Genomic DNA, 26,225 nt, shown 5'->3' on the forward strand with positions numbered 1-26,225 from the left:
ACAGAGTGGCACTACTGCACACAAGGCTCAAAAGCGGGATTTCAGAAATGGAAAAGGCCGCGAATGCGGCCTTTGATTGTTACAGTCGTTGCGCAGTTTCTGCGAGGCTTACTGCATTTGTGCGGCAGCGCCGTACTTAATTTTGGCCTCTTTACGCAGGTTTTGCAGTAACGCTTCAAACGCCAGCTGCGCATTATTCTGCGTGACGCCTTTGACCATTTCGTCAATCTGCGCCTGCGGCATGCTGCCGGTTTTAACTTTATCAACCGCCACCAGTACCACATTGCCCTGCATATCTTCGCTGACACCCCAGGAAGGTTTATTTTCCGCAGGCTGAGGCAGGTTAAAGGCAGTCTGTGCCACCGGATCCTGCGCATTGCGATCAACGGTCTTGCTGGCGCTCAGCGTCAGACCCGCTGCAGTCAGCGCATCCTGCTTACCGGCTTTCAGATCGGTCAGCAGCTTATCGGCCTGAGCTTTCGCCTGCTGCGTCGCTTTATCATGCTTAAGCGTGTCAGTGATCTGCGCCTTAACCTGCTCAAGCGGTTTTACCGCTTCCGGTTTATGCTCACTGATACGCAGCACAAAGGCACGGTCGCCATCGACAGTGATGATATCGGAGTTGTTGCCCGGCGCGCCGTTTTGCCCGACCAGACCGCCATTAAAGATCGCCTGCTTCACCGCATCAAAGTTAAGCTCATCTGGCAGCGTATCCTGACTGAACCAGCCAGTCTCTTTCGCTTTCAGACCAGAAGCCTGCTCTGCACCCGCCAGTGACTCATTGTCATTGCTGGCCGCTTCGCTGACTTTCTGTTGCACTTTGTAGAAGGCATCAACGCCCTTCTCCTGCTTCACTTTCGCTGCAATGGCGCTGCGCACTTCATCCAGTGGCTTAACCTGCTCTGGCTGAATATCGTCAAGACGAACCACCAGGAAGCCCACTGAAGATTTGATCACGCCTGACATCTGGCCTTTCTCAGTCAGACCGGCATTTTTCAGCTCATCCGGCGTCGTAGAGGGTTCCAGCCAGCCCATATCGCCGCCCTTACGCGCCGAGATCGGGTCAATGGATTTGGCTTTTGCCACGTCAGCGAAGCTGGCACCCGCTTTCAGCTGCGCCAGGACCGCATTGGCATCGGCTTCAGTTTTGGTCTGAATGACGCTGTAGCGCGTACGCTGTGGCTGCGAATAGTCCGCTTTATGCTGGTCGTACCAGGCCTGAATATCGGCCTCGCTGGCATCCTGCTGCATGCTGGCCGCATCCATCAGGAGGTAGCTGACACGGAACTGCTCTGGTGCCATAAAGCTGGTTTTATGCTGCTGATAATACTGACTGATTTCGTCGTCAGTAACGGCCTGCTTCGCCGCCAGTGCATTGACGTCCAGCGTCGCCTGACGAATCTCACGCTGCTGTGAAACCAGGTCCACCAGTTTGCTGGCTTCGCCTTTCAGCGTGAAGTCGGTGTTAGCCACGGCATTGATCAGCTGTTGATTAGAGAGCTGCTTACGCAGCGCTTCGGCATACTGGTCGGCGCTGAAACCCATATTGCTGATCAGACTCAGATATTTGGCATTGTCGAATTTACCGTTGGTCTGAAAAGCCTGCTGATTGAAGATAGCCTGCTTCACCTGATCGTCGCTGATGCTGAGGTGGAGATCTTTGATGTAGCTATCAAGCAGCGCCTGATCGATTAACTGCGACAGCGCCTGCTGGCGAATCTGCTGCATGTAGCCATCGTTGCTGGCCAGCTGTGAGAACTGATCGCCCAGCATCTGCTGCTGACGACTGCGCTCGCTGTTGAACGCCTGCTCCAGCTGTCCCCGGCTAATCTCCTGGCCGTTAACTTTGGCCGCATAGTCGTTATTGCCGCCAATCAGATAGTTGCCAACGCCCGTCAGCACAAAGGAGAGGATAATCAGCCCCAAAATAATCTTGAGCACGACATGGTTCGACGCCGCGCGTAAATTGTCCATCATGGTATGGCAACACTCCGCTGTAGTGTGAATGTAAAGCTCGGTCGCAATTCGCCATTGGCTGGCGACTCACGCAACTGCTGGCTTAGCTGGCAGTCTCAATCCGGTCCAGGTCCATCTTACGGCCCGATTCTCACCGGTTAAAACAAAAAAGGCACATCTGATTGATGTGCCCGTATGTTACATGAGAACGGGTTAATCGTCCTCTAATCCACTGAAGAAAATGCGTCAATGAATCTATTCGTTGTTATTAATTGACAGCGTCTTTCAATGCTTTACCAGCACGGAAGCCTGGTACTTTACCGGCCGGGATGGTGATCTCTTTACCGGTTTGCGGGTTGCGGCCGGTACGTGCAGCGCGGTCACGCACAGAGAATGTGCCGAAACCTACCAGAGCCACTTCATCACCGTCTTTCAGCGCATCTGAAACTGAGCCCATAAATGCATCTAAAACACGTCCCGCTGCAGCTTTAGAAATATCAGCATCGGCAGCAATTTTGTCGATCAATTGTGACTTATTCACTCTCTTCATCCCCTCTTTTATTATTTCACATCGTACCCTGCATCCGGCAGGGTGCGAACGCGCAGCAAGTTATATCAAGCCTGTGGAGCCGAAACAACGGAATTTCTCTGAGAACGTCGCGTCGGCAGCCACCTAAATTAACGGCACAAAAAAAAGCTGGCAAGCGCCAATTGCCTTGCCAGCTCCGCTTTTTAACGGTTTTTGCCGTTAATCACTATTTTGCTGTTACAACCTGCATACCGTATGGCGCATTTTCCAGTGCCAGATTCAGCACCTCTTCAATGCGTTTCACCGGATGAATCTCCAGATCGGCAATCACGTTCTGTGGAATCTCTTCCAGGTCGCGCTTGTTGTCATCAGGGATCAGCACGGTTTTAATGCCACCACGGTGCGCTGCCAGCAGTTTCTCTTTCAGCCCGCCAATCGGCAGCACCTGACCACGCAGGGTGATCTCACCGGTCATCGCCACATCCGCCCGCACCGGGTTACCGGTCAGACAGGAGACCAGCGCAGTACACATGGCGATACCGGCACTTGGACCATCTTTCGGCGTAGCGCCTTCAGGGACGTGAACGTGAATATCACGTTTTTCGTAGAAGTCACCATTGATGCCCAGCTTCTCGGCACGCGCACGCACCACGGTCAGCGCAGCCTGAATCGACTCCTGCATCACTTCACCCAGAGAACCGGTGTAAGTCAGCTTGCCTTTACCTGGTACGCAGGCGGTTTCGATAGTCAGCAAATCGCCACCCACTTCCGTCCACGCCAGACCCGTTACCTGACCCACACGGTTTTCGCTGTCCGCACGACCGTAGTCGAAGCGCTGAACGCCCAGGAAATCCTTGAGGTTTTCGCCATTGATGTTGATGTGCTTTTTCGTCTTGTCCATCAGCAGTGATTTCACCGCTTTACGGCACAATTTCGACAGCTCACGCTCAAGGCTACGCACACCGGCTTCACGGGTGTAGTAACGGATAATGCCCACAATCGCGCTGTCTTCAACCGTAATTTCATTGGCTTTCAGGGCGTTGCGCTCAATCTGCTTGGTCAGCAGATGCTGCTTAGCGATGTTCAGTTTTTCATCTTCGGTGTAACCCGACAGACGAATCACTTCCATACGGTCCAGCAGCGGTGCCGGGATGTTCATTGAGTTCGATGTGGCAACGAACATCACATCAGAGAGGTCATAATCGACTTCCAGATAGTGGTCGTTGAACGCAATGTTCTGCTCAGGATCAAGCACTTCCAGCAGCGCTGAAGCCGGATCGCCACGCATGTCAGAGGACATTTTGTCGATTTCATCCAGCAGGAACAGTGGGTTTTTAACCCCGACTTTCGCCATTTTCTGGATTAATTTACCCGGCATAGAGCCGATGTAAGTACGACGGTGACCGCGGATTTCAGCTTCATCACGCACGCCACCCAGCGCCATACGCACATATTTGCGTCCGGTCGCTTTGGCGATCGACTGACCGAGAGAGGTTTTACCTACCCCTGGCGGTCCGACCAGGCACAAAATCGGCCCTTTGATTTTGCTGACGCGACTCTGAACCGCAAGATACTCAAGAATACGATCCTTCACGCGCTCCAGCCCGTAATGGTCGGTATCCAGCGTCTCCTGCGCTTTACGCAGATCTTTCTTCACTTTGCTGCGCGCGTTCCACGGAACCTGCACCATCCAGTCGATATAGCCGCGAACCACGGTCGCTTCAGCGGACATCGGGGACATCATCTTCAGCTTCTGCAGCTCAGCTTCCGCTTTCTCGCGCGCTTCTTCCGGCATTTTTGCCGCATCGATTTTGCGTTTTAACGCTTCGTACTCGTCGGGCGCGTCGTCCATCTCGCCCAGCTCTTTCTGAATCGCCTTCATCTGCTCATTCAGATAGTACTCGCGCTGGCTCTTCTCCATCTGCTTCTTAACACGGTTGCGAATGCGCTTCTCAACCTGCAGCAGATCGATTTCAGATTCCATCATCGCCATCAGATATTCCAGACGTTCGTTGACGTCGGACATCTCCAGCACAGACTGTTTGTCTGCCAGCTTCAGTGGCATATGTGCTGCGACGGTGTCGGCAAGGCGGGCCGCATCGTCAATGTTGTTCAGCGAGGTTAAAACCTCGGGTGGGATCTTTTTGTTGAGTTTGATGTAGCCTTCAAACTGATTGATCGCCGTGCGCACCAGCACTTCCTGCTCGCGCTCTTCGATCTCTGGCGAAACCAGATATTCAGCTTGTGCCACAAAATGGTCACCGTTATCGGCCAGCGTCGTAATGTGGGCGCGCTGTAAACCTTCGACCAGGACTTTGACGGTGCCATCCGGCAGTTTCAGCATTTGTAATACTGATGCAACGGTCCCTACTGAGAAGAGATCGTTAATGCCAGGTTCATCCGTTGAAGCCTCTTTCTGTGCGACCAGCATGATTTTTTTATCATGATCCATTGCGGCTTCAAGGCACCGAATTGATTTTTCCCGGCCAACAAACAACGGAATTACCATGTGCGGATAAACCACCACGTCGCGCAGCGGCAACACGGGGATTTCAATGCGTTCAGAACGCTCAGGATTCATAGAGCTCTCTCTTTGTTTAATGTCCGCCAGGTGATGGGAACCGCATCAGGCAGGTATGCAGTTAAACCCACAGGTATCTGAGTATATGGGGATGATTGTCCGACATTCAACGTCACAGAGGCGAGAAAAGCAAAAGGGGAAACATTTTCCCCTTTTTTATTACGACAAGATGGACGATCTGTTTAATTATTCGCCAGATGCCTGGGCTTCATGCTTACCGTAGATCAACATGGGCTCAGACTGACCTTCAATAACTGATTCATCAATCACTACTTTTTCCACGTCGTCCATGGAAGGCAGGTCATACATCGTTTCCAGTAACGCGCCTTCTACAATTGAACGCAGACCACGTGCACCGGTTTTACGTGACATCGCTTTCTTAGCAATGGCGGTTAACGCCTCGTCACGGAATTCCAGCTCAACGCCTTCCAGGTTAAACAGCGCCTGGTACTGTTTGGTCAGGGCGTTCTTCGGCTCACGCAGAATTTGAATCAGCGCTTCTTCGCTCAGCTCGCTCAGGGTCGCAACAACAGGCAGACGACCGATGAACTCAGGGATCAGACCAAATTTGATCAAATCTTCTGGTTCACACTGCGCAAGCAGTTCGCCTTCGCTGGCTTTCTGCGATTTCCCTTTCACGGTCGCGCCGAAGCCGATACCGGATCCGGTTTCCACACGCTGGGCAATTACTTTGTCCAGGCCGGCAAATGCGCCGCCGCAGATAAACAGAATTTTAGAGGTATCAACCTGCAAAAATTCCTGCTGCGGATGCTTACGTCCACCCTGCGGGGGAACGGCAGCCACGGTGCCTTCAATCAGTTTAAGCAGTGCCTGCTGTACGCCTTCGCCTGACACGTCACGGGTAATCGACGGGTTATCAGACTTACGTGAGATTTTGTCGATTTCATCGATGTAAACGATGCCGCGCTGTGCTTTCTGTACGTCGTAGTCGCATTTCTGCAGCAGTTTCTGGATGATGTTTTCAACATCTTCACCCACGTAACCGGCTTCAGTCAGCGTGGTGGCATCAGCCATGGTGAACGGCACATCCAGCAGGCGTGCCAGCGTTTCTGCCAGCAGCGTTTTACCACTACCGGTCGGGCCAATCAGCAGAATGTTGCTTTTGCCCAGCTCGATACCATTGCTGGTATCGCCGTTGCGCAGACGCTTGTAGTGGTTGTAAACCGCAACCGCCAGCACTTTCTTCGCTCTTTCCTGACCGATGACATAATCATCGAGGTGATGGCGAATTTCATGTGGGGTTGGCAACGCACTACGTTCACGATGCGGGGCAACTTCCTTAATCTCTTCGCGAATGATGTCGTTGCACAGGTCAACACACTCATCGCAGATATACACTGACGGCCCGGCAATCAGCTTTCGCACTTCATGCTGGCTTTTGCCGCAAAAAGAGCAGTACAGCAACTTTCCTGAACCGTCTTTGCGCTTATCTGTCATCAGTTAACCTCTTCTTGTTCTCAGGCCATACCCGCGTACGGCTCAGGCCGTGCAGAGACGGCCGAAATTCATTCAACCCATAATAGTACCGTTGTCCTGTTAACTATAGACCAGGGACAACGGTAAGTCGGGTCTTATTGGCGATGCGTCAGAATTGAATCGACTAATCCATACTCTACCGCTTCATTTGCAGAGAGGAAACGGTCACGCTCGGTGTCACGCTCAATTTCTTCCAGCGTTTTACCGGTGTGCTCAGCCATCAGCTCATTCATACGCTGCTTAACTTTAAGGATTTCACGCGCGTGGATCTCGATGTCTGACGCCTGACCCTGATAACCGCCCAGCGGCTGGTGGATCATCACACGTGAGTTTGGCAGACAGAAACGTTTGCCTTTGGTGCCCGCCGTCAGCAGGAAAGCACCCATAGAACAGGCCTGACCCATACAGATAGTGCTGACATCCGGTTTGATAAATTTCATGGTGTCGTAGATCGACATACCGGCCGTGATGACACCGCCTGGCGAGTTAATGTAGAGATAGATATCTTTTTCCGGGTTTTCAGCTTCCAGAAACAGCATCTGCGCCACAATCAGATTAGCCATGTGATCTTCGACCTGGCCAGTCAGAAAAATGACGCGCTCTTTAAGCAGACGGGAGTAGATGTCGTAAGAACGCTCACCACGCGAAGTTTGTTCAACCACCATTGGCACCAGCGCATTGTGCGGTGCTGTATATTCACGATCGCCACTGTATGACATTACCGTCTCCTGGATAAATTTCATTGGCAACATTCTGTACCGATTCTACGTAAGACGCGCGGGAAACTCCACGCCGCGCCTTTTTCCGACACCTTCAGGACGGTTAATCAGCCAGCCTCACTCTCATTTCTGCATACTCCCTGTATCTGGGGATGCTGCACGCATGTTTCAAGCATAACAATCTTTTCCCTGTTCGCTAACCCGGAAAAAGCGATGCGTGAATAATTCGCCTGTTTATTAAACAAATAGCGGCGAAGAGTGGCTATCCGTACGCAAAACACAAAAAAGCCCGCGACTTTTCAGTCACGGGCTTAGCACAGACGGTTAAATGCGTGATCAGGCCTGAGCGGTCTGATTCATCAGATCCTGGAAGTTGGTCTCTTTCTCGGTCACTTTAGCTTTCGCCAGGACCGCTTCAACCGCTTGCTCTTCCAGCGCAACGTTGCGCATATTGTTCATCAGCTCGTTATTCTTGCTGTAGAACTCGATCACTTCCTGCGGATCTTCATACGCAGAAGCCATCTCTTCGATCATGGTGCTTACGCGCGCTTCGTCAGCTTTCAGCTCGTGGGTACGAATCACTTCGCCCAGCAGCAGACCGACAACAACACGGCGTTTAGCCTGCTCTTCGAACAGTTCGCGTGGCAGTTCCAGCGCCTGCTGTTCGTTGCCACCGAAACGCTGTGCAGCCTGACGACGCAGAACGTCGATTTCGCTGTCAACCAGCGCAGCTGGCACGTCGATTTCGTTCGCTTCAACCAGACCGTCGATTGCCTGAGTTTTGATGCGATTACGGATAGCGCCTTTCAGCTCGCGATCCATGTTCTTACGCACTTCAGTACGCAGACCGGCAACTGAACCATCTTCAACGCCGAAACGTTTGATGAACTCTTCAGTCAGCTCTGGCAGTTCGCGCGTTTCAACTTTCTTCAGCACGATCTCGAACTTCGCATCTTTCCCTTTCAGGTTTTCTGCGTGGTAGTCGTCCGGGAATTTCACGTCGATAGTGAAAGTTTCGCCCGCTTTGTGACCCACAACGCCTTCTTCAAAGCCTGGGATCATGCGGCCCTGGCCCATGGCCAGAACGAAATCAGAGGCTTTGCCGCCTTCGAACTCTTCACCGTCCACAGAACCGTTGAAATCGATAGTGGCACGATCTTCCGGACCTGCAGCAGCGTCGCTTTCGATCCAGTTGGCCTGCTGCTTGCGCAGGGTATCCAGCATGGTATCAACGTCAGCATCAGTTACTTCAACGACAGGTTTTTCGACTTCGATGTTTTCCAGGCCTTTCAGCTCAACTTCCGGATAGACTTCGAATTCAACCGCGTAGGTGAAATCCTGACCTTCTTTGTATTCGCCTGGCACGTAGTTCGGTGCGCCAGCCGGATTAATTTTTTCTTTGATGATGGCGTCAACAAAGTTGCGCGTCATCAGCTCGCCCAGCACGTCCTGACGGACAGAAGCGCCGTAACGCTGTGCCACGATGTTCATCGGCACTTTGCCTTTACGGAAACCATCGATGCGAACTTTCCTGGCAACGTCAACCAGTTCTTTTTTTACAGCGCTTTCGATGCTGTCAGCAGCGACAGTAATCGTAATGCGACGGCCCAGGCCCTGAGTGGTTTCTACAGAAACTTGCATCTTGTTACCTCAAAAAATCACGTGCTCGGTCAACTTCAGACACCACACATAGTGAAATGCGCCGTATCCAACAACCGGGACGGCTTCCGTGAAGAGAACCTGATCCCTGTTACCAGAAGCGTCCCGAAGACATTCCGGAAAAATAGACGCAGCATTATAGCGGCATCGCTGGAATGAGTCGAGGATGCTAACTCACCACTTTTCAGCAGGTTTGCTGCTTTTTTGAGCCAGGGATCGCGTTTTTCGCTAAATAACAGAAAAAACGGCCCGCAGGCCGTTTCAGAGAAGGGAGATCAGGCGAGTGTTCCGGCACCACGACAGTTAGGCGAAGCCAGTACGGTATCCTGCAACCCTTCCCACTCTTTCAGGGTGTAAGTATGCAGGGCTAAGGCGTGTACGCTGCCCGCTAACTCAGCGGCCAGTTCGCCATAAATCAGGCGATGACGCGCCAGAAAGCGCTGGCCTGCAAAGCAGTCGCTCACGATGACCACTTTGAAGTGACTTTCCGATCCGGCAGGAACATTGTGCCGGTAACTTTCGTCGTGCACTTCCAGATGAGCTGGCTGAAACGCCACACGCAGCTTTTCTTCTATTTGTTCGCGGATCATGGCTATTACTCCTCAATGGCGAGCGCAGTGCCCCATCTCATTCAATCTTAGTCGCTTTTAGTGCGCTTACCCGTCAGCCGACGCTAAATATTGCATTTTATGTCAGGCCGCTTCCGGCACGCATAATAACGCAGCTGAAACGAACAGCAAACCGGCCTGTCAGAGAAGAGGCTTAAAACGGTTTCAGACACAATTTCCCCGGCAACAGGGCTTTTTTCACTGCCGGGCAATGCTATGATGACCGCAGTTTTTGCAAACCAACCCCCTGACACCAACGAGAAAAAGTATGTTGAAAAAACTGTTATTCCCACTGTTGGCTGCGTTCATTTTAGCCGGCTGTGCAACCAGCAATAATACCCTGACTATCCAGCCTAAAATTCAGTTACCGCAGCAGGACCCAGGCCTGATGGGCGTGACTGTCAGCATCAACGGTGCCGACCAGCGTAAAGATCAGGCGCTGGCAAAAGTAAACCGTGATGGTCAGTTAGTGACCTTAACGTCATCGCGTGACCTGCGCTTCCTGCTGCAGGAAGTGCTGGAGAAGCAGATGACAGCACGCGGCTATATGATTGGTCCTAATGGCGCGGTCGATCTGCAGATTGTGGTGAACAACCTCTATGCCGACGTCACTCAGGGCAATGTGCGCTACAGCATCACCACCAAAGCGGACATCTCTATTATCGCAACAGCGAAAAACGGCAACAAACAGGTTAAAAACTACCGCCAGACTTACAGCGTAGAAGGCGCGTTCAACGCCAATAACCAGAAGATTACCAACGCGGTGAACGCCACTATGAGCGATGTGATCGCGGATATGGCTCAGGACACCAGCGTCAACGACTTCATCAAGCAGAACGCCCGTTAATACAGTCTCTCCTCTGCCCTGCCTTGCGCAGGGCTTCTTGTTATCTGCAGGATCCGCATGAACCACTATCTTCGCCTCTTCAGCCAGAAAAACGCCGCCGTATTGCTGCTTCTTGGTTTTGCTTCCGGACTGCCGCTGGCCCTGACATCGGGCACGTTGCAGGCGTGGATGACGGTGGAAAATGTCGACCTGAAAACCATCGGCTTCTTTTCGCTGGTCGGCCAGGCCTATGTCTTTAAGTTTCTCTGGTCACCGATGATGGACCGCTATACGCCGCCGTTTCTGGGCCGACGTCGCGGCTGGTTACTGGTCAGTCAGCTGGCGCTGGTTGGCGGGATAATCGCGATGGGATTTCTGCAACCGGGACGCGATCTTACCCTGATGGCCGCGCTGGCCGTGCTGATTGCCTTCTGCTCCGCCTCACAGGACATCGTTTTTGACGCATGGAAAACGGACATCCTGCCGCCTGAAGAGCGTGGCAGCGGTGCGGCGATTACCGTGCTGGGGTATCGACTGGCAATGCTGATTTCCGGCGGGCTGGCGTTGTGGCTGGCTGACCGCTACCTCGGCTGGCAGGCAACCTACTGGCTGATGGCGCTGATGATGGTGCCGGGCATTATCGCCACGCTGGTGGCGAGCGAGCCAGATACCCGTATATCCACACCCCATTCACTGCGTCAGGCGGTGGTCGATCCGCTAAAAGATTTCTTTCAGCGCAACAACGCCTGGCTGCTGATTACCCTGATTATTCTTTACAAGCTGGGCGATGCGTTTGCCGCCTCGCTGACTACCACTTTTTTGATTCGCGGCGTGGGCTTCAACGCCGGTGACGTCGGTCTGGTCAACAAGACGCTGGGTCTGCTGGCGACCATTATCGGGGCGCTCTATGGCGGCGTACTGATGCAGCGTCTGAGCCTGTTCCGGGCGCTAATGATTTTCGGTCTGCTGCAGGCTGTCTCGAACTTTGGTTACTGGCTGCTGGCGGTGACCGACAAACAGTTGTGGAGCATGGCCAGCGCGGTCTTTGTTGAAAATCTCTGTGGCGGCATGGGCACCGCGGCCTTTGTGGCGCTGTTAATGACGCTGTGCAATAAGTCGTTCTCCGCTACCCAGTTCGCCCTGTTGTCGGCGCTCTCAGCGGTGGGTCGGGTCTATGTTGGCCCGGCGGCGGGCTGGCTGGTGGAACTCTGGGGCTGGCCGACCTTTTATGCTTTCACGGTGATGGCGGGTCTGCCGGGCCTGGTGCTGCTGGCTTTCTGCCGACAAACATTGAATCAGGTCGAGCAAAGTGGCAATTTTCTGACACGTAGCTACTATCCTCATGGCTATCGCTGGACTAATCGTCTGTTTGCAGCCGGATGCGGCGTGCTGGCGCTCTGGCTGGTGGCTCTGGCACTGAATGCGTTGGGCGTGACGGCGCTGACACCGCTGCTTACCCGGCTGTTTGAGCTGGGAATGACACTCTCCCTGCTGGCGGTGCTTTCGGGAGTGTTGCTGGACTATCGGGCGCTGAAGAGAACCCCTGCGTTGCCTGCATCAGATGCTTAAGTGAAATCGATAGGTTTACGGGCTGCGGCTTATTTTATGACATCCCGATAAGTCGCCGCCATTTATCATCGCGTGTTATTTTTTAAAAATAACAATATGACCTGAGGAGGCGTAGCGGAAATACTAAAAACCGGTGAGCAATTACTTTAGTTAAATTTCATCGCGCAAATGATGCAGACTTGTTAAATATTTGGGAGTTAAAAGTAAGGGTTATTCCTTTCCCTGATTTTTTTACGGTTACTTCCATTGGTTTTTGTTATATTGATGCCAACTGCTTGTCTGCGTTAATTATTTGTCACCTGGCGCAACATCTGTGACACCCTTAGCAAAAGGTGTCAACACGTATCTGACACATCCTTAAGCTGGTTTACACTGCATAAACCTTCCCGTAAAATGCGCGCACACTTAAACGACAATAGAGCCCTTTGTCATTGAGGTCGTTAAATGAGACTCAGTAAATACAATAAAAGTTTGGGGATTTTGTCATTAATTGCAGGCACTTTATTAATGAGTGGCTGCGATAGTGCATTGTTAAATCCCAAAGGACAGATTGCACTGGAGCAACGTTCGCTGATACTGACTGCCTTTGGCCTGATGTTGATCGTCGTCATCCCCGCAGTCCTGATGGCCGTGGTGTTTGCCTGGAAATATCGGGCGTCCAACACGAATGCGAAGTACAGCCCTAACTGGTCACACTCTAACAAAGTGGAAGCCGTGGTCTGGACCATTCCGATCCTGATCATTCTCTTCCTCAGCGTGCTGACCTGGAAATCAACCCACGCACTGGAGCCCAGCAAACCGCTGCAATCTGATGTGAAACCGGTTGAGATCGATGTGGTTGCACTGGACTGGAAATGGTTGTTCATTTACCCGGAACAGGGTATTGCGACCGTGAACCAGATTGCCTTCCCGGCAAATACTCCGGTGAACTTCAAAATCACGTCTAACTCCGTCATGAACTCTTTCTTCATCCCAACGCTCGGCAGCCAGATTTATGCGATGGCTGGTATGCAGACCAAGCTGCATCTGATTGCAAATGAGCCGGGAATTTTCGACGGTATCTCTGCGAACTTCAGTGGTCGTGGTTTCTCTGGCATGAAGTTTAAAGCCATTGCAACCAAAGACGATGCGGAATTCCAGCAGTGGGTGGCTAAAGTTAAAGCAGCCCCTAACACGCTGAACACTATGGATGATTTCGAGAAAGTGGCTGTGCCAAGCGAAAATCACCCGGTGGAATATTTCTCTTCAGCTGATCCGAAACTGTTCATGCAAGTCATCGACAAGTTCAAGATGAGCCACGGGAAAATGGACATGCCAAAACATGAAGGTATGGACATGAGTCACGCCGCTTCCGCGGGAGCCGAGGAATAATACGATGTTCGGAAAATTAACACTTGATGCAGTGCCGTACCATGAGCCGATTATCATGGTTACGGTTGCCGCTATCCTGATAGGTGGTGCAGCGCTGGTTGCTGCGCTCACCTATTTTGGTAAGTGGAAATATCTGTGGTCTGAATGGCTGACGTCAGTCGACCACAAACGCCTGGGTATCATGTACATCATCATGGCGTTCGTCATGCTGATTCGTGGTTTCGCTGATGCCATTATGATGCGTACCCAGCAGGTTATGGCTTCGGCCGGTGAAGCGGGCATTCTGCCACCGCACCACTACGACCAGATCTTTACCGCGCATGGCGTGATTATGATCTTCTTCGTGGCGATGCCGTTCGTGGTTGGCCTGATGAACATCGCGGTTCCGTTGCAGATTGGTGCACGTGACGTTGCGTTCCCGTTCCTGAACAACCTGAGCTTCTGGTTTACTGCGGTCGGTGTGATCCTGGTTAACCTGTCTCTGGGTGTGGGCGAGTTCGCACAGACCGGCTGGCTGGCTTATCCGCCGCTCTCCGGCGCGGAGTACAGTCCCGGGGTCGGGGTCGATTACTGGATCTGGAGCCTTCAGCTTTCAGGTATTGGTACGACCTTAACCGGTATTAACTTCTTCGTGACCATCCTGAAGATGCGTGCACCGGGCATGAGCCTGTTCAAAATGCCGGTATTTACCTGGACCGCGCTGTGCACCAACGTCCTGATCATCGCTGCGTTCCCGGTTCTGACCGTGACCCTGGCGCTGTTGACCCTTGATCGTTATCTCGGCTTCCATTTCTTCACCAATGAAATGGGCGGGAACATGATGATGTACGTCAACCTGATCTGGGTCTGGGGCCATCCGGAAGTGTATATTCTGGTACTGCCGGTGTTTGGTGTGTTCGCAGAAATTACCGCGACCTTCTCCAAAAAACGTCTGTTTGGTTATACCTCACTGGTGTGGGCGACCATCGCCATTACCGTGCTGTCGTTTATCGTCTGGTTGCACCACTTCTTCACCATGGGTGCAGGTGCCAACGTTAACGCCTTCTTCGGTATCATGACGATGATCATCGCGATTCCGACCGGGGTTAAAATCTTTAACTGGCTGTTCACCATGTATCAGGGCCGCATTCAGATGCACTCTGCCATGCTGTGGACCGTTGGCTTCCTGGTAACCTTCTCTGTAGGGGGTATGACCGGCGTACTGCTGGCCGTTCCGGGTGCTGACTTTATTCTGCACAACAGCCTGTTCCTGATTGCACACTTCCATAACGTTATCATCGGTGGTGTGGTGTTCGGTTGTATGGCGGGCGTGACCTACTGGTTCCCGAAAGCATTTGGCTTCACCCTGAACGAAACCTGGGGCAAGCGCGCATTCTGGTTCTGGATCATTGGCTTCTTCGTTGCCTTTATGCCGCTGTACGCACTGGGCTTCATGGGTATGACACGTCGTCTGAGCCAGGATATCGATCCACAGTTCCACACCTTACTGGTGGTAGCTGCGGGCGGTGCCGGTCTGATTGCGCTGGGTATTCTGTGTCAGCTGACCATGTTCTATGTCTCGGTACGTGACCGCGATCAGAACCGTGATGTGACGGGTGACCCATGGGGCGGTCGTACGCTGGAGTGGGCAACCTCTTCACCACCACCGTTCTATAACTTTGCTGTCATCCCGCATGTGCATGAGCGTGACGCTTTCTGGGAAATGAAAGAGAAAGGCGAAGCGTACAAACAGCCGGAATCTTATGAAGAGATTCATATGCCGAAAAACAGCGGTGCCGCAATTATCATCTGCGCATTTGCAACGGTAATGGGTTTCGCGCTGATCTGGCATATCTGGTGGCTGGCGGGTGTTTCATTCCTCGGCATGATCGTTTCCTGGATCGTGAAGAGCTTCGACGAAGACGTGGATTACTACGTTCCGGTTGCCGAAGTTCAGAAGATTGAGAACCAGCACTTTGACGAAATCAGCAAAGCAGGTCTGAAATAATGTCAACTGAAACTCTGATTAAACATCACCACGACGCCCATGCGGAGCATGGGCATCACGATGCAGGAGCCAATAAAGTCTTTGGCTTCTGGATCTACCTGATGAGTGACTGCATTATCTTCGCAACCCTGTTTGCGACCTATGCTGTCATGGTCAACAACACTGCCGGTGGCCCGGCAGGTAAAGATATCTTTGAGCTGCCGTTTGTTCTGGTAGAAACCGCCCTGCTGCTGTTGAGTTCGATCACTTACGGCATGGCTGTTATCTCCATGAACAAGGAGCAAAAAGGTGCCGTTATCGGCTGGCTGGCGCTGACCTTCCTGTTCGGTCTGGGCTTCATCGGGATGGAAATCTATGAATTCCATCATCTGATTGCTGAAGGCTTTGGTCCGGATCGCAGTGGCTTCCTGTCTGGCTTCTTTACGCTTGTCGGTACCCACGGTCTGCACGTGACCTCAGGTCTGATCTGGATGCTGGTTCTGATGTTCCAGATTTCCAAACGTGGCCTGAACGCGACTAACCGCACTCGTATCATGTGTCTGAGCCTGTTCTGGCACTTCCTGGACGTGGTCTGGATTTGCGTCTTCACCGTTGTTTACCTGATGGGAGCCATGTAATGAGTCATTCTGTTAACGAACATGGCGCTTCACACGGTAGCGTGAAGTCCTACATGATCGGCTTCATCCTCTCTATCATCCTGACGGCGATCCCGTTCTGGATGGTAATGGATGGCAGTGCATCTCACGGTACTATCCTTGGTGTTGTTCTGGTATGTGCAGTGATTCAGGTGCTGGTTCACCTGGTCTACTTCCTGCACTTAGACAGCAAATCTGAGGGTGGCTGGAACATGGTAGCCATTGTCTTCTCGGCCATCATCATCCTGATTGTCGTAGTAGGCTCACTGTGGATCATGTGGAACCTCAACTACAACATGATGCCTCACTAAAGAGTCACGCGTAATGTTTAAGCAATACCTGCAAGTTACAAAACCAGGAATTATTTTCGGGAATTTAATTTCTGTGATCGGCGGATTTCTGTTGGCTTCCAAAGGCAACACGGATTACGCCCTGTTTCTCATCACCCTGGTGGGCGTGTCACTGGTGGTTGCATCGGGTTGTGTGTTTAACAACGTGATCGACCGCGACATTGACATCAAGATGGAGAGAACCAGGAATCGGGTGCTGGTAAAAGGCCTCATCTCCGCGAAAGTAAGCCTGGTTTATGCCACTGTGCTGGGTATTGCTGGCTTTGCGTTGCTCTACTTCGGTGCTAATCCGCTGGCCATGTGGCTGGCGGTGATGGGCTTCGTGGTGTACGTGGGCATCTACAGTCTCTACATGAAGCGTAATTCCGTTTACGGTACGCTGATTGGCAGTCTGTCGGGTGCTGCGCCGCCGGTTATCGGCTACTGCGCGGTCTCTAACCAGTTTGATGCTGGCGCATTAATCCTGCTGGCGATCTTTAGCCTGTGGCAGATGCCGCATTCGTACGCGATTGCCATCTTCCGCTTTAAAGATTACCAGGCAGCGAACATCCCGGTTCTGCCGGTGGTGAAAGGCATTTCCGTGGCTAAAAATCATATTACGCTCTATATCCTGGCGTTTATGATTGCCACGCTGATGCTGACGCTGGGAGGCTACGCGGGCTACAAATATCTGGTGGTGGCTGCTGCGGTCAGCGTCTGGTGGCTGGGCATGGCGTTATCGGGTTATAAAACCGCTGATGACCGTGTCTGGGCGCGTAAACTGTTTGTCTTCTCTATCGTGACCATCACCGCACTGAGCGTGATGATGTCGGTGGATTCGATGGCTCCGGCCTCGAAGGACCTGCTGACTTACGTCTGGTAACCGGCACCGATACAGCATGAAAAGGGCGCGATTTTCGCGCCCTTTCTTTTTGTTACCACTGCTTAAAAACTATTGTTTTACCCGCCCTGCCCCGCCCCCTAGAATAAATGCAGCACATTAACAGAGGTTGGAATGAACGATAATAAAATGACTCCGGTGGAGCTGCGCGCCACATGGGGCCTCGGTACGGTCTTTTCCCTGCGCATGCTGGGAATGTTTATGGTCCTGCCGGTACTGACCACTTATGGCATGGCATTACAGGGCGCGAGTGAAACCTTAATTGGCCTGGCAATCGGCATTTATGGCCTTGCCCAGGCGATATTTCAGATTCCTTTTGGTCTGCTCTCCGATCGCATCGGGCGTAAGCCGCTGATCGTTGGCGGACTGTTGCTGTTTGTCCTGGGCAGTATTATTGCTGCCTGCACCGACTCCATCTGGGGCATTATTCTGGGCCGTGCACTTCAGGGCTCAGGCGCGATTGCCGCTGCCGTGATGGCGCTGTTATCCGATTTAACCCGTGAGCAGAACCGCACCAAAGCGATGGCGTTTATCGGCATCAGTTTTGGCGTTACCTTCGCGATCGCCATGGTGGTCGGCCCGATTGTTACTCACGCACTGGGCCTGCATGCGCTGTTCTGGATGATTGCGATTCTGGCGTCGCTGGGTATCGTGATCACTCTGCTGGTGGTGCCATCGGCCTCCCATCATGTTCTGAACCGTGAATCAGGCATGGTTAAAGGCAGCTTCCGCAAAGTGCTGGCTAACCCACGTCTGGTGAAGCTCAATATCGGTATTTTCTGCCTGCACGTCCTGCTGATGTCGAGTTTTGTCGCGTTACCGGGGCAGTTTGAACAGGCAGGCTTCCCGGCTCCCGAACACTGGAAAGTCTATCTCTCCACCATGCTGATCGCTTTTGCCGGCGTAGTACCTTTCATCATTTATGCCGAAGTGAAGCGCCGCATGAAGCGTGTCTTTGTCGGCTGCGTCGGGATGATTGTCATTGCTGAGATCGTATTGTGGGGTGCGGAAGGACATTTCTGGACGCTGGTGGTGGGTGTTCAGCTCTTCTTCTTCGCCTTCAACCTGATGGAAGCGATTCTGCCTTCGCTGATCAGTAAAGAGTCGCCCGCAGGCTACAAAGGCACGGCGATGGGAATCTACTCCACCAGCCAGTTCCTGGGCGTGGCCGTTGGCGGCAGCATGGGTGGCTGGGTATTTGGTCATTTCGATGCGCAGACCGTATTCCTGGTTGGCGCGATGGTGGCCGCAGCCTGGCTGTTTGTCAGCATGACAATGCAGGAGCCGCCTTATGTCAGCAGCCTGCGCATCGTGCTGAGTGATGCCGCACTGGCCGTGCCGAATCTGGAGCAGCGCCTGAAAGCGCAGCCGGGCGTTAACTCTGTGTTTATCGTGCCCGAAGAGAAAAGCGCCTACATCAAAATTGATAGCAAGGTTACCAGCCGCCCTGAGCTGGAAGCTCTGCTGGGTAGTTGTTAGCTTAAAAAGTTTAGTGATAACGTCAGCTCGTTTCGCTTCAGGATCGAGCAGGCTCAGGGAACACGGTCAGATCGGAAAGTCGCAAAAGCCGCCATCCATGGCATGCTCGTCCCGCGCCGTCCCTGGCGCGGGACGCTTTCCTCCTCTGACCGTGTTCCCTGCGCCCCTGAGCTATTGAGTTGCTGCTAAGTTCCCCCAGGATTTGAATCTGTTAATAGACTCAAATCCAACTCAATCCTGGTTTCAGACAGCTTATAAACTCAAAGCAAGGGGGCCAGCATAGGCTCAACCGCGCCAAACCCGGCACAAGCCTTCTTACAGACAACTCATAAATCCAAGGCGATGGGAGCCTGTGCCTGTAGCAAAGCATCGCGGACCAGGGACAAAAACGCCGGGAGCGTTTTTGAACAACGCAACGCGTTGGCCCGGCTACGGGCGCACCTCAGGGATGAGGTGCGTAATCGCCCGCGCTGAGCCGCCATGGATGGCGCTTTTGCGTCTTTGCGAAAGGCACAGGCTCCCTGAGCAAGCGCGCGATCGCACAGACGCCCTACAGCTCCCAACTCTCTCCAGAATTTCGACTTGTTTAAAGCGACAGAAGCCCACCCAAACTCAACAACAAAAAACCCGGCCTTGGCCGGGTTTTTATCACTGCATTCATGCTGAAATTCAGCCGGCCCCCGCTTAATCGCGGAAGTTTTTAAACTGGAATGGCTGCCCCAGATTACTGCCGCGCACGATTGCCATCGCACCCTGCAAATCATCACGCGCTTTGCCGGTTACACGCAATGCTTCACCCTGAATCTGGGTCTGCACTTTCAGCTTGCTGTCTTTGATCAGCTTCACCAGCTTCTTCGCCACGTCGCTTTCAATGCCTTTTTTCAGTTTGGCATCGACCGCCCAGCTTTTGCCGCTGTGCTCAATCTCTTCCGGCACCTCTAAAGCACCGCCTTCAATCCCGCGCTTCAGTAACTTCTCACGCAAAATATCCACCAGCTGCTTAACCTGAAAATCGGACTCGCTGGTGATTTTGATGGTTTCATTCTTTTCGTTGAGCTCAAACTCGGCGCTCACGTTGCGGAAATCGAAGCGGGTAGACACTTCACGGTTGGCATTTTCCACCGCATTGCGAATTTCCTGCAGATCGACTTCTGAAACGATATCGAAAGATGGCATCTCTTCTTCTCCTGACGCTAAAGTGACATGCATAATACGCGTCTTAAGGTGCTAAATAAAATCAGGCTGCACACAACGCTATAATGACAGTGTGACAGTAAATAATAGATGGATAGCCCGCCAGCGGGAGGCAGCATGAAAATTACCGTGTTAGGTTGCGGCGCTCTGGGTCAGATCTGGATGACAACCCTTGCCCGCCAGGGACATGAGGTGCAGGGATGGTTGCGGGTGCCGCAGCCCTACTGTTCAGCCAATGTGATTGATCCACAGGGTAACATTTCGAACCGCACGTTTATCGCCAACGATCCGCTGTTTCTGGCAGAAAGCCAGCTGCTGCTGGTTACGCTCAAAGCCCCGCAGGTCTCGCCCGCGGTGAAAAACCTGGAAAGCGTGCTGCCAGAAAACTGCCCGGTGCTCCTGCTGCACAACGGCATGGGGACGCTGGAAGAGCTGAAAGGGCTGACTCAGCCGCTGCTGCGCGGCGTCACCACCCATGCGGCGATGCGCGACGGCACCGTTATTAAACACATCGCCAGTGGCATTACCCACATCGGCCCCGGTAACCGCAAAAGCGCCGCTTACAGCGATCTCGCCGATATCCTGCATCATGCCCTGCCTGATGTCGCCTGGCATGACAACATCCGGGCGGCCTGCTGGCGCAAGCTGGCAGTGAACTGCATCATCAATCCGCTAAGCGTGGAGTATGAGTGCCAGAACGGTGCCCTGCGCGCTTATCCGGAGCAGATCGCGCAACTGTGCGAAGAGATCAGCTGGGTCATGGAGCGCGAAGGTCAGAACGTTGCCAGCGAAAGCCTGCAGGACATCATCTTCGACGTGATTGAAAGCACCGCGGCCAACACCTCTTCGATGCTGCAGGACATACGCGCCCAGCGTCTCACCGAAATCGACTATATCAGCGGTTTTCTGCTGCGCCGCGCCCGGACGCACGGCCTGGTGCTGACGGAGAATACCCGTCTGTATGACATTGTAAAATGCAAGGAGTCCCATTATGACCGCGAACGCATCAGTGCTGGTTTGCCTGGCACATGGCAGTGAAGAAACCGAAGCTGTCACCACCATCGACCTGCTGGTACGGGCCGGGCTGAACGTTGTCACCGCCAGCGTCGAAAGCGACGGCAACCGGGAGATCGTCTGCTCACGCGGAGTTCGTCTGCTGGCTGACGTGACGCTGGTCGAAGTCGCCGACAATGATTTCGCCGCCATCGTCCTGCCCGGCGGCCTGAAAGGCGCCGAAACCTTCCGTGACAGTCCGCTGTTAGTCGAAACGGTACGCCAGTTTCACCTCAATGAAAGGATCGTCGCCGCTATCTGCGCCGCGGCAGGCACAGTATTGATCCCCCACGATCTCTTCCCGGTCGGCAATATGACCGGCTTTCCCGGCTTAAAAGAGACCATTCCGTCAGACAAGTGGATGGAGCGGCGTGTGGTCTGGGATCCACGCGTCAATCTGCTGACCAGCCAGGGGCCTGGCACGGCAATGGATTTTGCGCTGAAGCTGATCGATTTGCTGGTGGGAAAAGAGATGGCGCGCGAAGTGGCCGCACAGCTGGTGCTGGCTCCCGGCATTTATGACTATCAGGCGTAAACACGCTGAGTTGAACAATCTGTTTTAAGACAATGCAGCCAGTCAGACCTGAACAGGCGCTGACTGGCTCTGAGGCGTCACTACGGGCGGTAGACTTTGACGTTTTTAAAGCCCTGCTCATGCAGATAGAGTGCCTGCAGACGGCTCATCACACCACGATCGCAATAGAGCAACCAGGTCCGGTTCTGATCGAGATCGCCAAACTGCGTACTGAGTTTGTAGAACGGCAGCGATTTCACTTCCGTAGCTTTCAGTGCCAGAGGCTTCTCTTCCTGCTCATCAATAGAGCGGATATCCAGCACCACGTCGTTCTCGCTCAGCAGGGCGACGGTCTCAACTTCAACCACCTCTTCTTCTGTCTGCTCAGCGATGGTACGGATATCGACGTTGGTCGCCTCTTCAATGACCCGATCCAGAATCGTGAAGTCGAAATTCTGCTCTTCAGCCTCGATCTTCTCTTTCACCGCTTTCACGGTCGGGCTTTTTGAGATGACCCCGCAATATTCCGGCATGGTGCTGGCGAAATCTTCGGTGCCAATCTCACGGGCAATCCTGATGATGTGCTCTTTGTCATGAGAGATCAGCGGACGCAGAATCAGCGTATCAGAGGCGTTATCAATCAGGCGCAGGTTGGTCAGCGTCTGGCTCGACACCTGACCCACCGCTTCACCGGTAACCAGCGCCTGCACGCCGTAGCGCTCAGCAATCGTCGAGGCGGCACGCACCATCATGCGCTTCAGCACCACGCCCATCTGACCGTCATCCACTTTTTCGAGGATCTCACCCACTACCGGCTCAAAATTGATCGCCACGAACCGCACGCGGTGTGAACGACCAAAACGATTCCACAGATAGTGCGCAACCTGACGGACGCCAATCTCATGGGCGGCACCGCCAAGATTAAAGAAGCAGTAATGTACGCGACTGCCGCGACGCAGCAGCATATAGCTGGAGACGCCGGAGTCAAAGCCACCGGAAATCAGTGACAGCACATCTTCCTGCGTGCCGATCGGGAAACCGCCCAGACCTTCATAGCGCGCAGTCACCAGCGTCAGACGATTCTCTTCAACTTCAAGATTCACCGTCACGTCCGGGTTTTTAAGCTGTACGCGGGCGCTTTCAATATGCTGATTCAGACCGCCGCCAACATAGCGCTCCACATCCTGTGAACTGAAGCTATGCTTACCACGACGCTTAACACGCACGCAGAAGCTCTTCCCTTCAAGGCTGTCGCGATACTGCACTAAAGTCTGTTCAAAGATGTGATGAATATCGGTGTACTCACGATCTTCAACCGCTAAAACGTGATGAATCCCCGGAATGCGCGTCAGCTCATCGGGAATAATGTCCCGCAGCACCGGATTTTTCGAACGCACTTCAATGTGATCCCAGTGACGCACAACGGCGATTTCGTCGCTAACGGTTTTCAGGACGTTGCGGATATTGCTGGCAAGAATCTTGATAAAGCGCAAACGCACCGACGGACTCTTGATGGTGATTTCAGGAAATAACTTGATGATAAACTTCATGGCGGCGACACAGCTTCGTTGGGCAAATAAGTGCTAAAACAGGCAGCACTTAGCTGGTAAAATCACAAAATTGCGGGCTGCAAGGCGCAACCGCATCCGAGGCGCGGGAGTATATCACCTTTGTCAGGTGACTGCTGCTTCATCAGCCGCCGCATTGATTATTTTGCTAATCATAGGGTCTCAGCTACCATGACCGATTGCGAGATAATGTCCCAACCGTGAGTCGACACGAAATATGCCGAAAAAAGCCGAACAGCCAGCCAGCTTTGAAACGTCATTGCAGCAGCTGGAGCAGATTGTCAGCCGTCTGGAAAGTGGTGAACTGCCGCTGGAAGAAGCCCTGAACGAATTTGAGCGCGGCGTGCAGCTGGCGCGGACTGGCCAGCAGACGCTGCAGCAGGCTGAACAGCGGGTCCGTATTCTGCTGAACGATGATAAAGATGCCGACCTCACTGCTTTCACGCCGGAAAACAGCTAATGGATTTCGCCCGATTACTCGACGCGTATCAGCAGCAGGTTAACGCCGCGCTGACGCGTTTTATAGAGCCACTTCCTTTTCAGAGTTCTCCTCTGGTGAATGCCATGCATTATGGGGCATTATTAGGCGGTAAACGCCTGCGTCCTTTTCTGGTCTACGCTACCGGCGAAATGCTCCACGCCGACCCGGCGAGTCTGGATGCCCCCGCCGCCGCGGTTGAATGCATTCATGCGTACTCTCTGATTCATGACGATCTCCCCGCAATGGACGATGATGCACTGCGTCGCGGGCAGCCAACCTGTCACATTAAATATGGCGAAGATACCGCGATTCTGGCGGGCGACGCCCTGCAGACGCTGGCCTTTTCAATTCTGGCCGACCAGGCGATGCCCGGTGTCAGCGCTGAATATCGTCTGATGATGCTCTCTGAACTGGCAAAAGCCAGCGGCGTGGCCGGCATGTGTGGCGGACAGGCGCTTGATTTAGCGGCGGAAGGTAAATCTGTGGATCTCGACCAGCTGGAGCAGATCCATCGTCATAAAACCGGCGCGCTGATCCGTTCAGCGGTGCGGTTAGGTGCCTTAACGGCGGGCGATGCTGGCCGTGAAGCCCTGCCGCTGCTCGACCGCTATGCAGAGGCCATTGGTCTCGCGTTTCAGGTACAGGACGACATTCTGGATGTGATCGGTGACACAGCGGTGATCGGAAAACGCCAGGGTGCCGATCAGCACCTGGGAAAAAGCACCTATCCTTCACTGTTAGGCCTTGAAAATGCCCAAGCTAAAGCGCGGGATTTGTATCAGGAAGCCCTTGATACGTTAGAAATGCTCGCTGCGCACTCTTATAACACTACAGCACTGCAGGCGCTGGCGAGCTTCATAATTGAACGCGACAAATAACTTCCATAATGAGTCTCTGATGAGTTTTGATATTGCTAAATACCCGACACTGGCGCTGGCAAACACGGTTCAGGAGCTGCGCGCCCTGCCGAAAGAGAAGTTGCCTGCGCTCTGTGATGAACTGCGTCAGTATCTGTTAGACAGTGTAAGCCGCTCCAGCGGCCATTTTGCGTCGGGTCTGGGCGTGGTCGAACTAACGGTCGCGCTGCATTATGTCTATAACACCCCCTTCGACCATCTGGTATGGGATGTGGGTCATCAGGCTTATCCCCATAAAATTCTGACCGGTCGCCGCGATCGCATCGGTACGATTCGTCAGAAAAATGGCGTACACCCGTTTCCATGGCGCGGCGAAAGTGAATATGACGTATTGAGCGTCGGTCACTCGTCAACCTCCATCAGTGCCGGTCTCGGCATGGCCGCGGCGGCAGAACGTGAAGGTCAGGGTCGTCGCACCGCCTGTATTATTGGCGATGGCGCCATCACCGCTGGCATGGCGTTTGAAGCGATGAACCATGCCGGTGATATCAAGCCGGACATGCTGGTGATCCTCAACGACAACGAGATGTCGATCTCCGAAAACGTCGGCGCGCTGAATAACCGTCTGGCGCAGATCCTGTCGGGTAAAACCTATGCGCGACTGCGCGAAGGCAGCAAGCGTGTGCTGACCAGCCTGCCACCGATCAAAGAGCTGGTAAGACGCACCGAAGAGCATCTCAAAGGCATGGTCGTGCCGGGTACGCTGTTTGAAGAGCTGGGCTTTAATTATATCGGCCCGGTAGATGGTCACGATGTGCTGACGCTGGTCAATACGCTGAGCAACATGCGCAGCCTGAAAGGGCCGCAGTTCCTGCATATTATGACGAAGAAAGGTAAAGGCTACGCCCCGGCAGAGGAAGATCCGATTGCCTGGCACGCCGTGCCTAAATTCGATCCTGCGATTGGCGAACTGCCAAAAAGCGCGGAAGGTCTGCCAAGCTACTCTAAAATCTTCGGTAACTGGCTGTGCGAAATGGCCGCCGACGATCCGAAACTGATGGCGATTACGCCAGCAATGCGCGAAGGCTCTGGCATGGTGGCCTTCTCACGCGAATTTCCGAAACAATATTTCGATGTGGCGATTGCCGAGCAGCACGCCGTGACCTTCGCTGCCGGTATGGCGATTGGCGGCTATAAACCGATTGTTGCTATCTACTCCACCTTCCTGCAGCGCGCCTACGATCAGCTGATCCATGACGTCGCCATCCAGAAACTGCCGGTCCTGTTTGCTATCGATCGCGGTGGTATTGTTGGCGCGGATGGTCAGACTCACCAGGGCGCGTTTGATCTCGCCTATCTGCGCTGCGTGCCGGATATGGTGATCATGACCCCCAGCGATGAAAATGAGTGTCGGCAGATGCTCTACACCGGCTATCACTATCAGGATGGTCCAAGTGCGGTGCGCTATCCGCGCGGCACCGGTGTCGGTACGCCACTGGCTCCGCTGCAGAGCCTGCCGCTGGGTAAAGCCGTGGTGAAACGTCAGGGTGAAAAGCTGGCGATTCTGAATTTCGGCACCCTGTTGCCAGAAGCAGCCGCCACGGCGGAAGCGCTGAATGCGACTCTGGTCGATATGCGCTTTGTGAAGCCGCTGGATGAGGCGCTGATCGCCGAGCTCGCCGCAACGCACGACTCGCTGATTACGCTGGAAGAAGGCGCCATCAAAGGCGGTGCCGGCAGTGGCGTCAATGAATTTGTTATGGCGAAACGTCTGGCTGTTCCGGTGCTGAACATCGGTCTGCCTGATGAGTTCATCCCGCAGGGAACGCAGGATGAAGTGCGTCATGACTATCTGCTGGACGCGGAGGGCATTCAGCAGCAGATCGCCCGCTGGCTGGCGCAGTAACCTCCC

Annotated in this window: 22 protein-coding genes; 13 read left to right on the forward strand and 9 right to left on the reverse strand. The window is 53.4% G+C overall.

Going from position 1 to position 26,225, the window contains the following annotated elements; all coding sequences use genetic code 11:
• Positions 1-108: 108 nt before the first annotated feature.
• From ppiD to bolA, 7 genes are all read right to left on the reverse strand, one after another.
• Positions 109-1,977 carry a peptidylprolyl isomerase gene (ppiD, locus tag OK409_RS09840; protein ID WP_033779659.1) on the reverse strand — a complete coding sequence of 623 codons (1,869 nt, stop codon included), beginning with the start codon at positions 1,975-1,977 and terminating at the stop codon, positions 109-111.
• 247 nt (positions 1,978-2,224) lie between these two features.
• Positions 2,225-2,497, reverse strand: coding sequence for a nucleoid-associated protein HU-beta (gene hupB / locus OK409_RS09845; protein WP_009091701.1), 273 nt, complete (start codon positions 2,495-2,497; stop codon positions 2,225-2,227).
• Between the two features lie 214 nt (positions 2,498-2,711).
• Positions 2,712-5,066, reverse strand: a complete 2,355-nt coding sequence (gene lon / locus OK409_RS09850) for an endopeptidase La (RefSeq protein ID WP_010671206.1) — start codon at positions 5,064-5,066, stop codon at positions 2,712-2,714.
• 186 nt (positions 5,067-5,252) lie between these two features.
• Positions 5,253-6,524, reverse strand: coding sequence for an ATP-dependent protease ATP-binding subunit ClpX (clpX, locus tag OK409_RS09855; RefSeq protein WP_010671205.1), 1,272 nt, complete (start codon positions 6,522-6,524; stop codon positions 5,253-5,255).
• A gap of 134 nt (positions 6,525-6,658) precedes the next feature.
• Positions 6,659-7,282 carry an ATP-dependent Clp endopeptidase proteolytic subunit ClpP gene (gene clpP, locus OK409_RS09860; protein WP_010255410.1) on the reverse strand — a complete coding sequence of 208 codons (624 nt, stop codon included), beginning with the start codon at positions 7,280-7,282 and terminating at the stop codon, positions 6,659-6,661.
• Positions 7,283-7,618: 336 nt separating this feature from the next.
• The gene (gene tig / locus OK409_RS09865; RefSeq protein ID WP_010255408.1) at positions 7,619-8,923 is read right to left on the reverse strand and encodes a trigger factor; all 1,305 of its coding nucleotides are present in this window, start codon (positions 8,921-8,923) and stop codon (positions 7,619-7,621) included.
• Positions 8,924-9,216: 293 nt separating this feature from the next.
• Positions 9,217-9,531, reverse strand: a complete 315-nt coding sequence (gene bolA, locus OK409_RS09870; protein WP_008924895.1) for a transcriptional regulator BolA — start codon at positions 9,529-9,531, stop codon at positions 9,217-9,219.
• 286 nt (positions 9,532-9,817) lie between these two features.
• On the opposite strand from bolA, the gene OK409_RS09875 reads away from it, so the two are divergent.
• The 8 genes from OK409_RS09875 to OK409_RS09910 all read left to right on the forward strand — a co-directional run bounded on the left by OK409_RS09875 (position 9,818) and on the right by OK409_RS09910 (position 18,646).
• Positions 9,818-10,396 (forward strand): lipoprotein, encoded by a 579-nt coding sequence (locus tag OK409_RS09875; protein ID WP_010255406.1) that lies wholly within the window; start codon positions 9,818-9,820, stop codon positions 10,394-10,396.
• Between the two features lie 57 nt (positions 10,397-10,453).
• Positions 10,454-11,944 carry a muropeptide MFS transporter AmpG gene (gene ampG, locus OK409_RS09880; RefSeq protein ID WP_010255404.1) on the forward strand — a complete coding sequence of 497 codons (1,491 nt, stop codon included), beginning with the start codon at positions 10,454-10,456 and terminating at the stop codon, positions 11,942-11,944.
• A 444-nt stretch (positions 11,945-12,388) separates the two neighbouring features.
• Positions 12,389-13,315: a cytochrome o ubiquinol oxidase subunit II gene (gene cyoA / locus OK409_RS09885; RefSeq protein ID WP_010255402.1), complete on the forward strand. Its 927-nt coding sequence runs from the start codon at positions 12,389-12,391 to the stop codon at positions 13,313-13,315.
• A 4-nt stretch (positions 13,316-13,319) separates the two neighbouring features.
• On the forward strand, positions 13,320-15,302 hold the full coding sequence (cyoB, locus tag OK409_RS09890; RefSeq protein ID WP_010255400.1) for a cytochrome o ubiquinol oxidase subunit I: 1,983 nt from the start codon (positions 13,320-13,322) through the stop codon (positions 15,300-15,302).
• Positions 15,302-15,919, forward strand: a complete 618-nt coding sequence (locus tag OK409_RS09895) for a cytochrome o ubiquinol oxidase subunit III (RefSeq protein ID WP_009091720.1) — start codon at positions 15,302-15,304, stop codon at positions 15,917-15,919. The genes cyoB and OK409_RS09895 overlap by 1 nt, the downstream gene beginning before the upstream one ends.
• Complete coding sequence (locus OK409_RS09900; protein ID WP_008924889.1) at positions 15,919-16,248, forward strand: cytochrome o ubiquinol oxidase subunit IV; 330 nt, start codon at positions 15,919-15,921, stop codon at positions 16,246-16,248. The genes OK409_RS09895 and OK409_RS09900 overlap by 1 nt, the downstream gene beginning before the upstream one ends.
• Before the next feature lie 13 nt (positions 16,249-16,261).
• Positions 16,262-17,149 carry a heme o synthase gene (gene cyoE / locus OK409_RS09905; protein ID WP_010255394.1) on the forward strand — a complete coding sequence of 296 codons (888 nt, stop codon included), beginning with the start codon at positions 16,262-16,264 and terminating at the stop codon, positions 17,147-17,149.
• Between the two features lie 132 nt (positions 17,150-17,281).
• Positions 17,282-18,646, forward strand: coding sequence for an MFS transporter (locus tag OK409_RS09910; protein ID WP_010255391.1), 1,365 nt, complete (start codon positions 17,282-17,284; stop codon positions 18,644-18,646).
• 684 nt (positions 18,647-19,330) lie between these two features.
• Here the strand turns inward: OK409_RS09910 and OK409_RS09915 are convergent.
• Entirely contained in the window at positions 19,331-19,822 is a 492-nt protein-coding gene (locus OK409_RS09915) for a YajQ family cyclic di-GMP-binding protein (protein ID WP_003852530.1), read from the reverse strand.
• A gap of 135 nt (positions 19,823-19,957) precedes the next feature.
• Here OK409_RS09915 and panE point away from each other — a divergent pair, with 135 nt between their 5' ends.
• Complete coding sequence (gene panE / locus OK409_RS09920; protein WP_264367018.1) at positions 19,958-20,878, forward strand: 2-dehydropantoate 2-reductase; 921 nt, start codon at positions 19,958-19,960, stop codon at positions 20,876-20,878.
• Positions 20,832-21,428, forward strand: a complete 597-nt coding sequence (gene yajL / locus OK409_RS09925; protein WP_010671202.1) for a protein deglycase YajL — start codon at positions 20,832-20,834, stop codon at positions 21,426-21,428. The genes panE and yajL overlap by 47 nt, the downstream gene beginning before the upstream one ends.
• 80 nt (positions 21,429-21,508) lie before the next feature.
• Here yajL and thiI read toward each other — a convergent pair whose 3' ends face one another.
• Positions 21,509-22,957: a tRNA uracil 4-sulfurtransferase ThiI gene (thiI, locus tag OK409_RS09930; protein ID WP_022626121.1), complete on the reverse strand. Its 1,449-nt coding sequence runs from the start codon at positions 22,955-22,957 to the stop codon at positions 21,509-21,511.
• A 235-nt stretch (positions 22,958-23,192) separates the two neighbouring features.
• On the opposite strand from thiI, the gene xseB reads away from it, so the two are divergent.
• The 3 genes from xseB to dxs are packed head-to-tail and all read left to right on the forward strand — an operon-like array spanning position 23,193 to position 26,219.
• The gene (gene xseB, locus OK409_RS09935) at positions 23,193-23,435 is read left to right on the forward strand and encodes an exodeoxyribonuclease VII small subunit (protein ID WP_010255382.1); all 243 of its coding nucleotides are present in this window, start codon (positions 23,193-23,195) and stop codon (positions 23,433-23,435) included.
• Positions 23,435-24,334: a (2E,6E)-farnesyl diphosphate synthase gene (ispA, locus tag OK409_RS09940; protein WP_010255381.1), complete on the forward strand. Its 900-nt coding sequence runs from the start codon at positions 23,435-23,437 to the stop codon at positions 24,332-24,334. Before xseB ends, ispA begins: the two co-directional genes overlap by 1 nt.
• A gap of 19 nt (positions 24,335-24,353) precedes the next feature.
• Positions 24,354-26,219 (forward strand): 1-deoxy-D-xylulose-5-phosphate synthase, encoded by a 1,866-nt coding sequence (gene dxs / locus OK409_RS09945; RefSeq protein ID WP_010671199.1) that lies wholly within the window; start codon positions 24,354-24,356, stop codon positions 26,217-26,219.
• The last annotated feature ends 6 nt before the right edge of the window (positions 26,220-26,225 follow it).

Source organism: Pantoea sp. RG18 (assembly GCF_025910075.1).
In the GTDB taxonomy this organism is placed as follows: Bacteria; Pseudomonadota; Gammaproteobacteria; order Enterobacterales; family Enterobacteriaceae; genus Pantoea; species Pantoea agglomerans.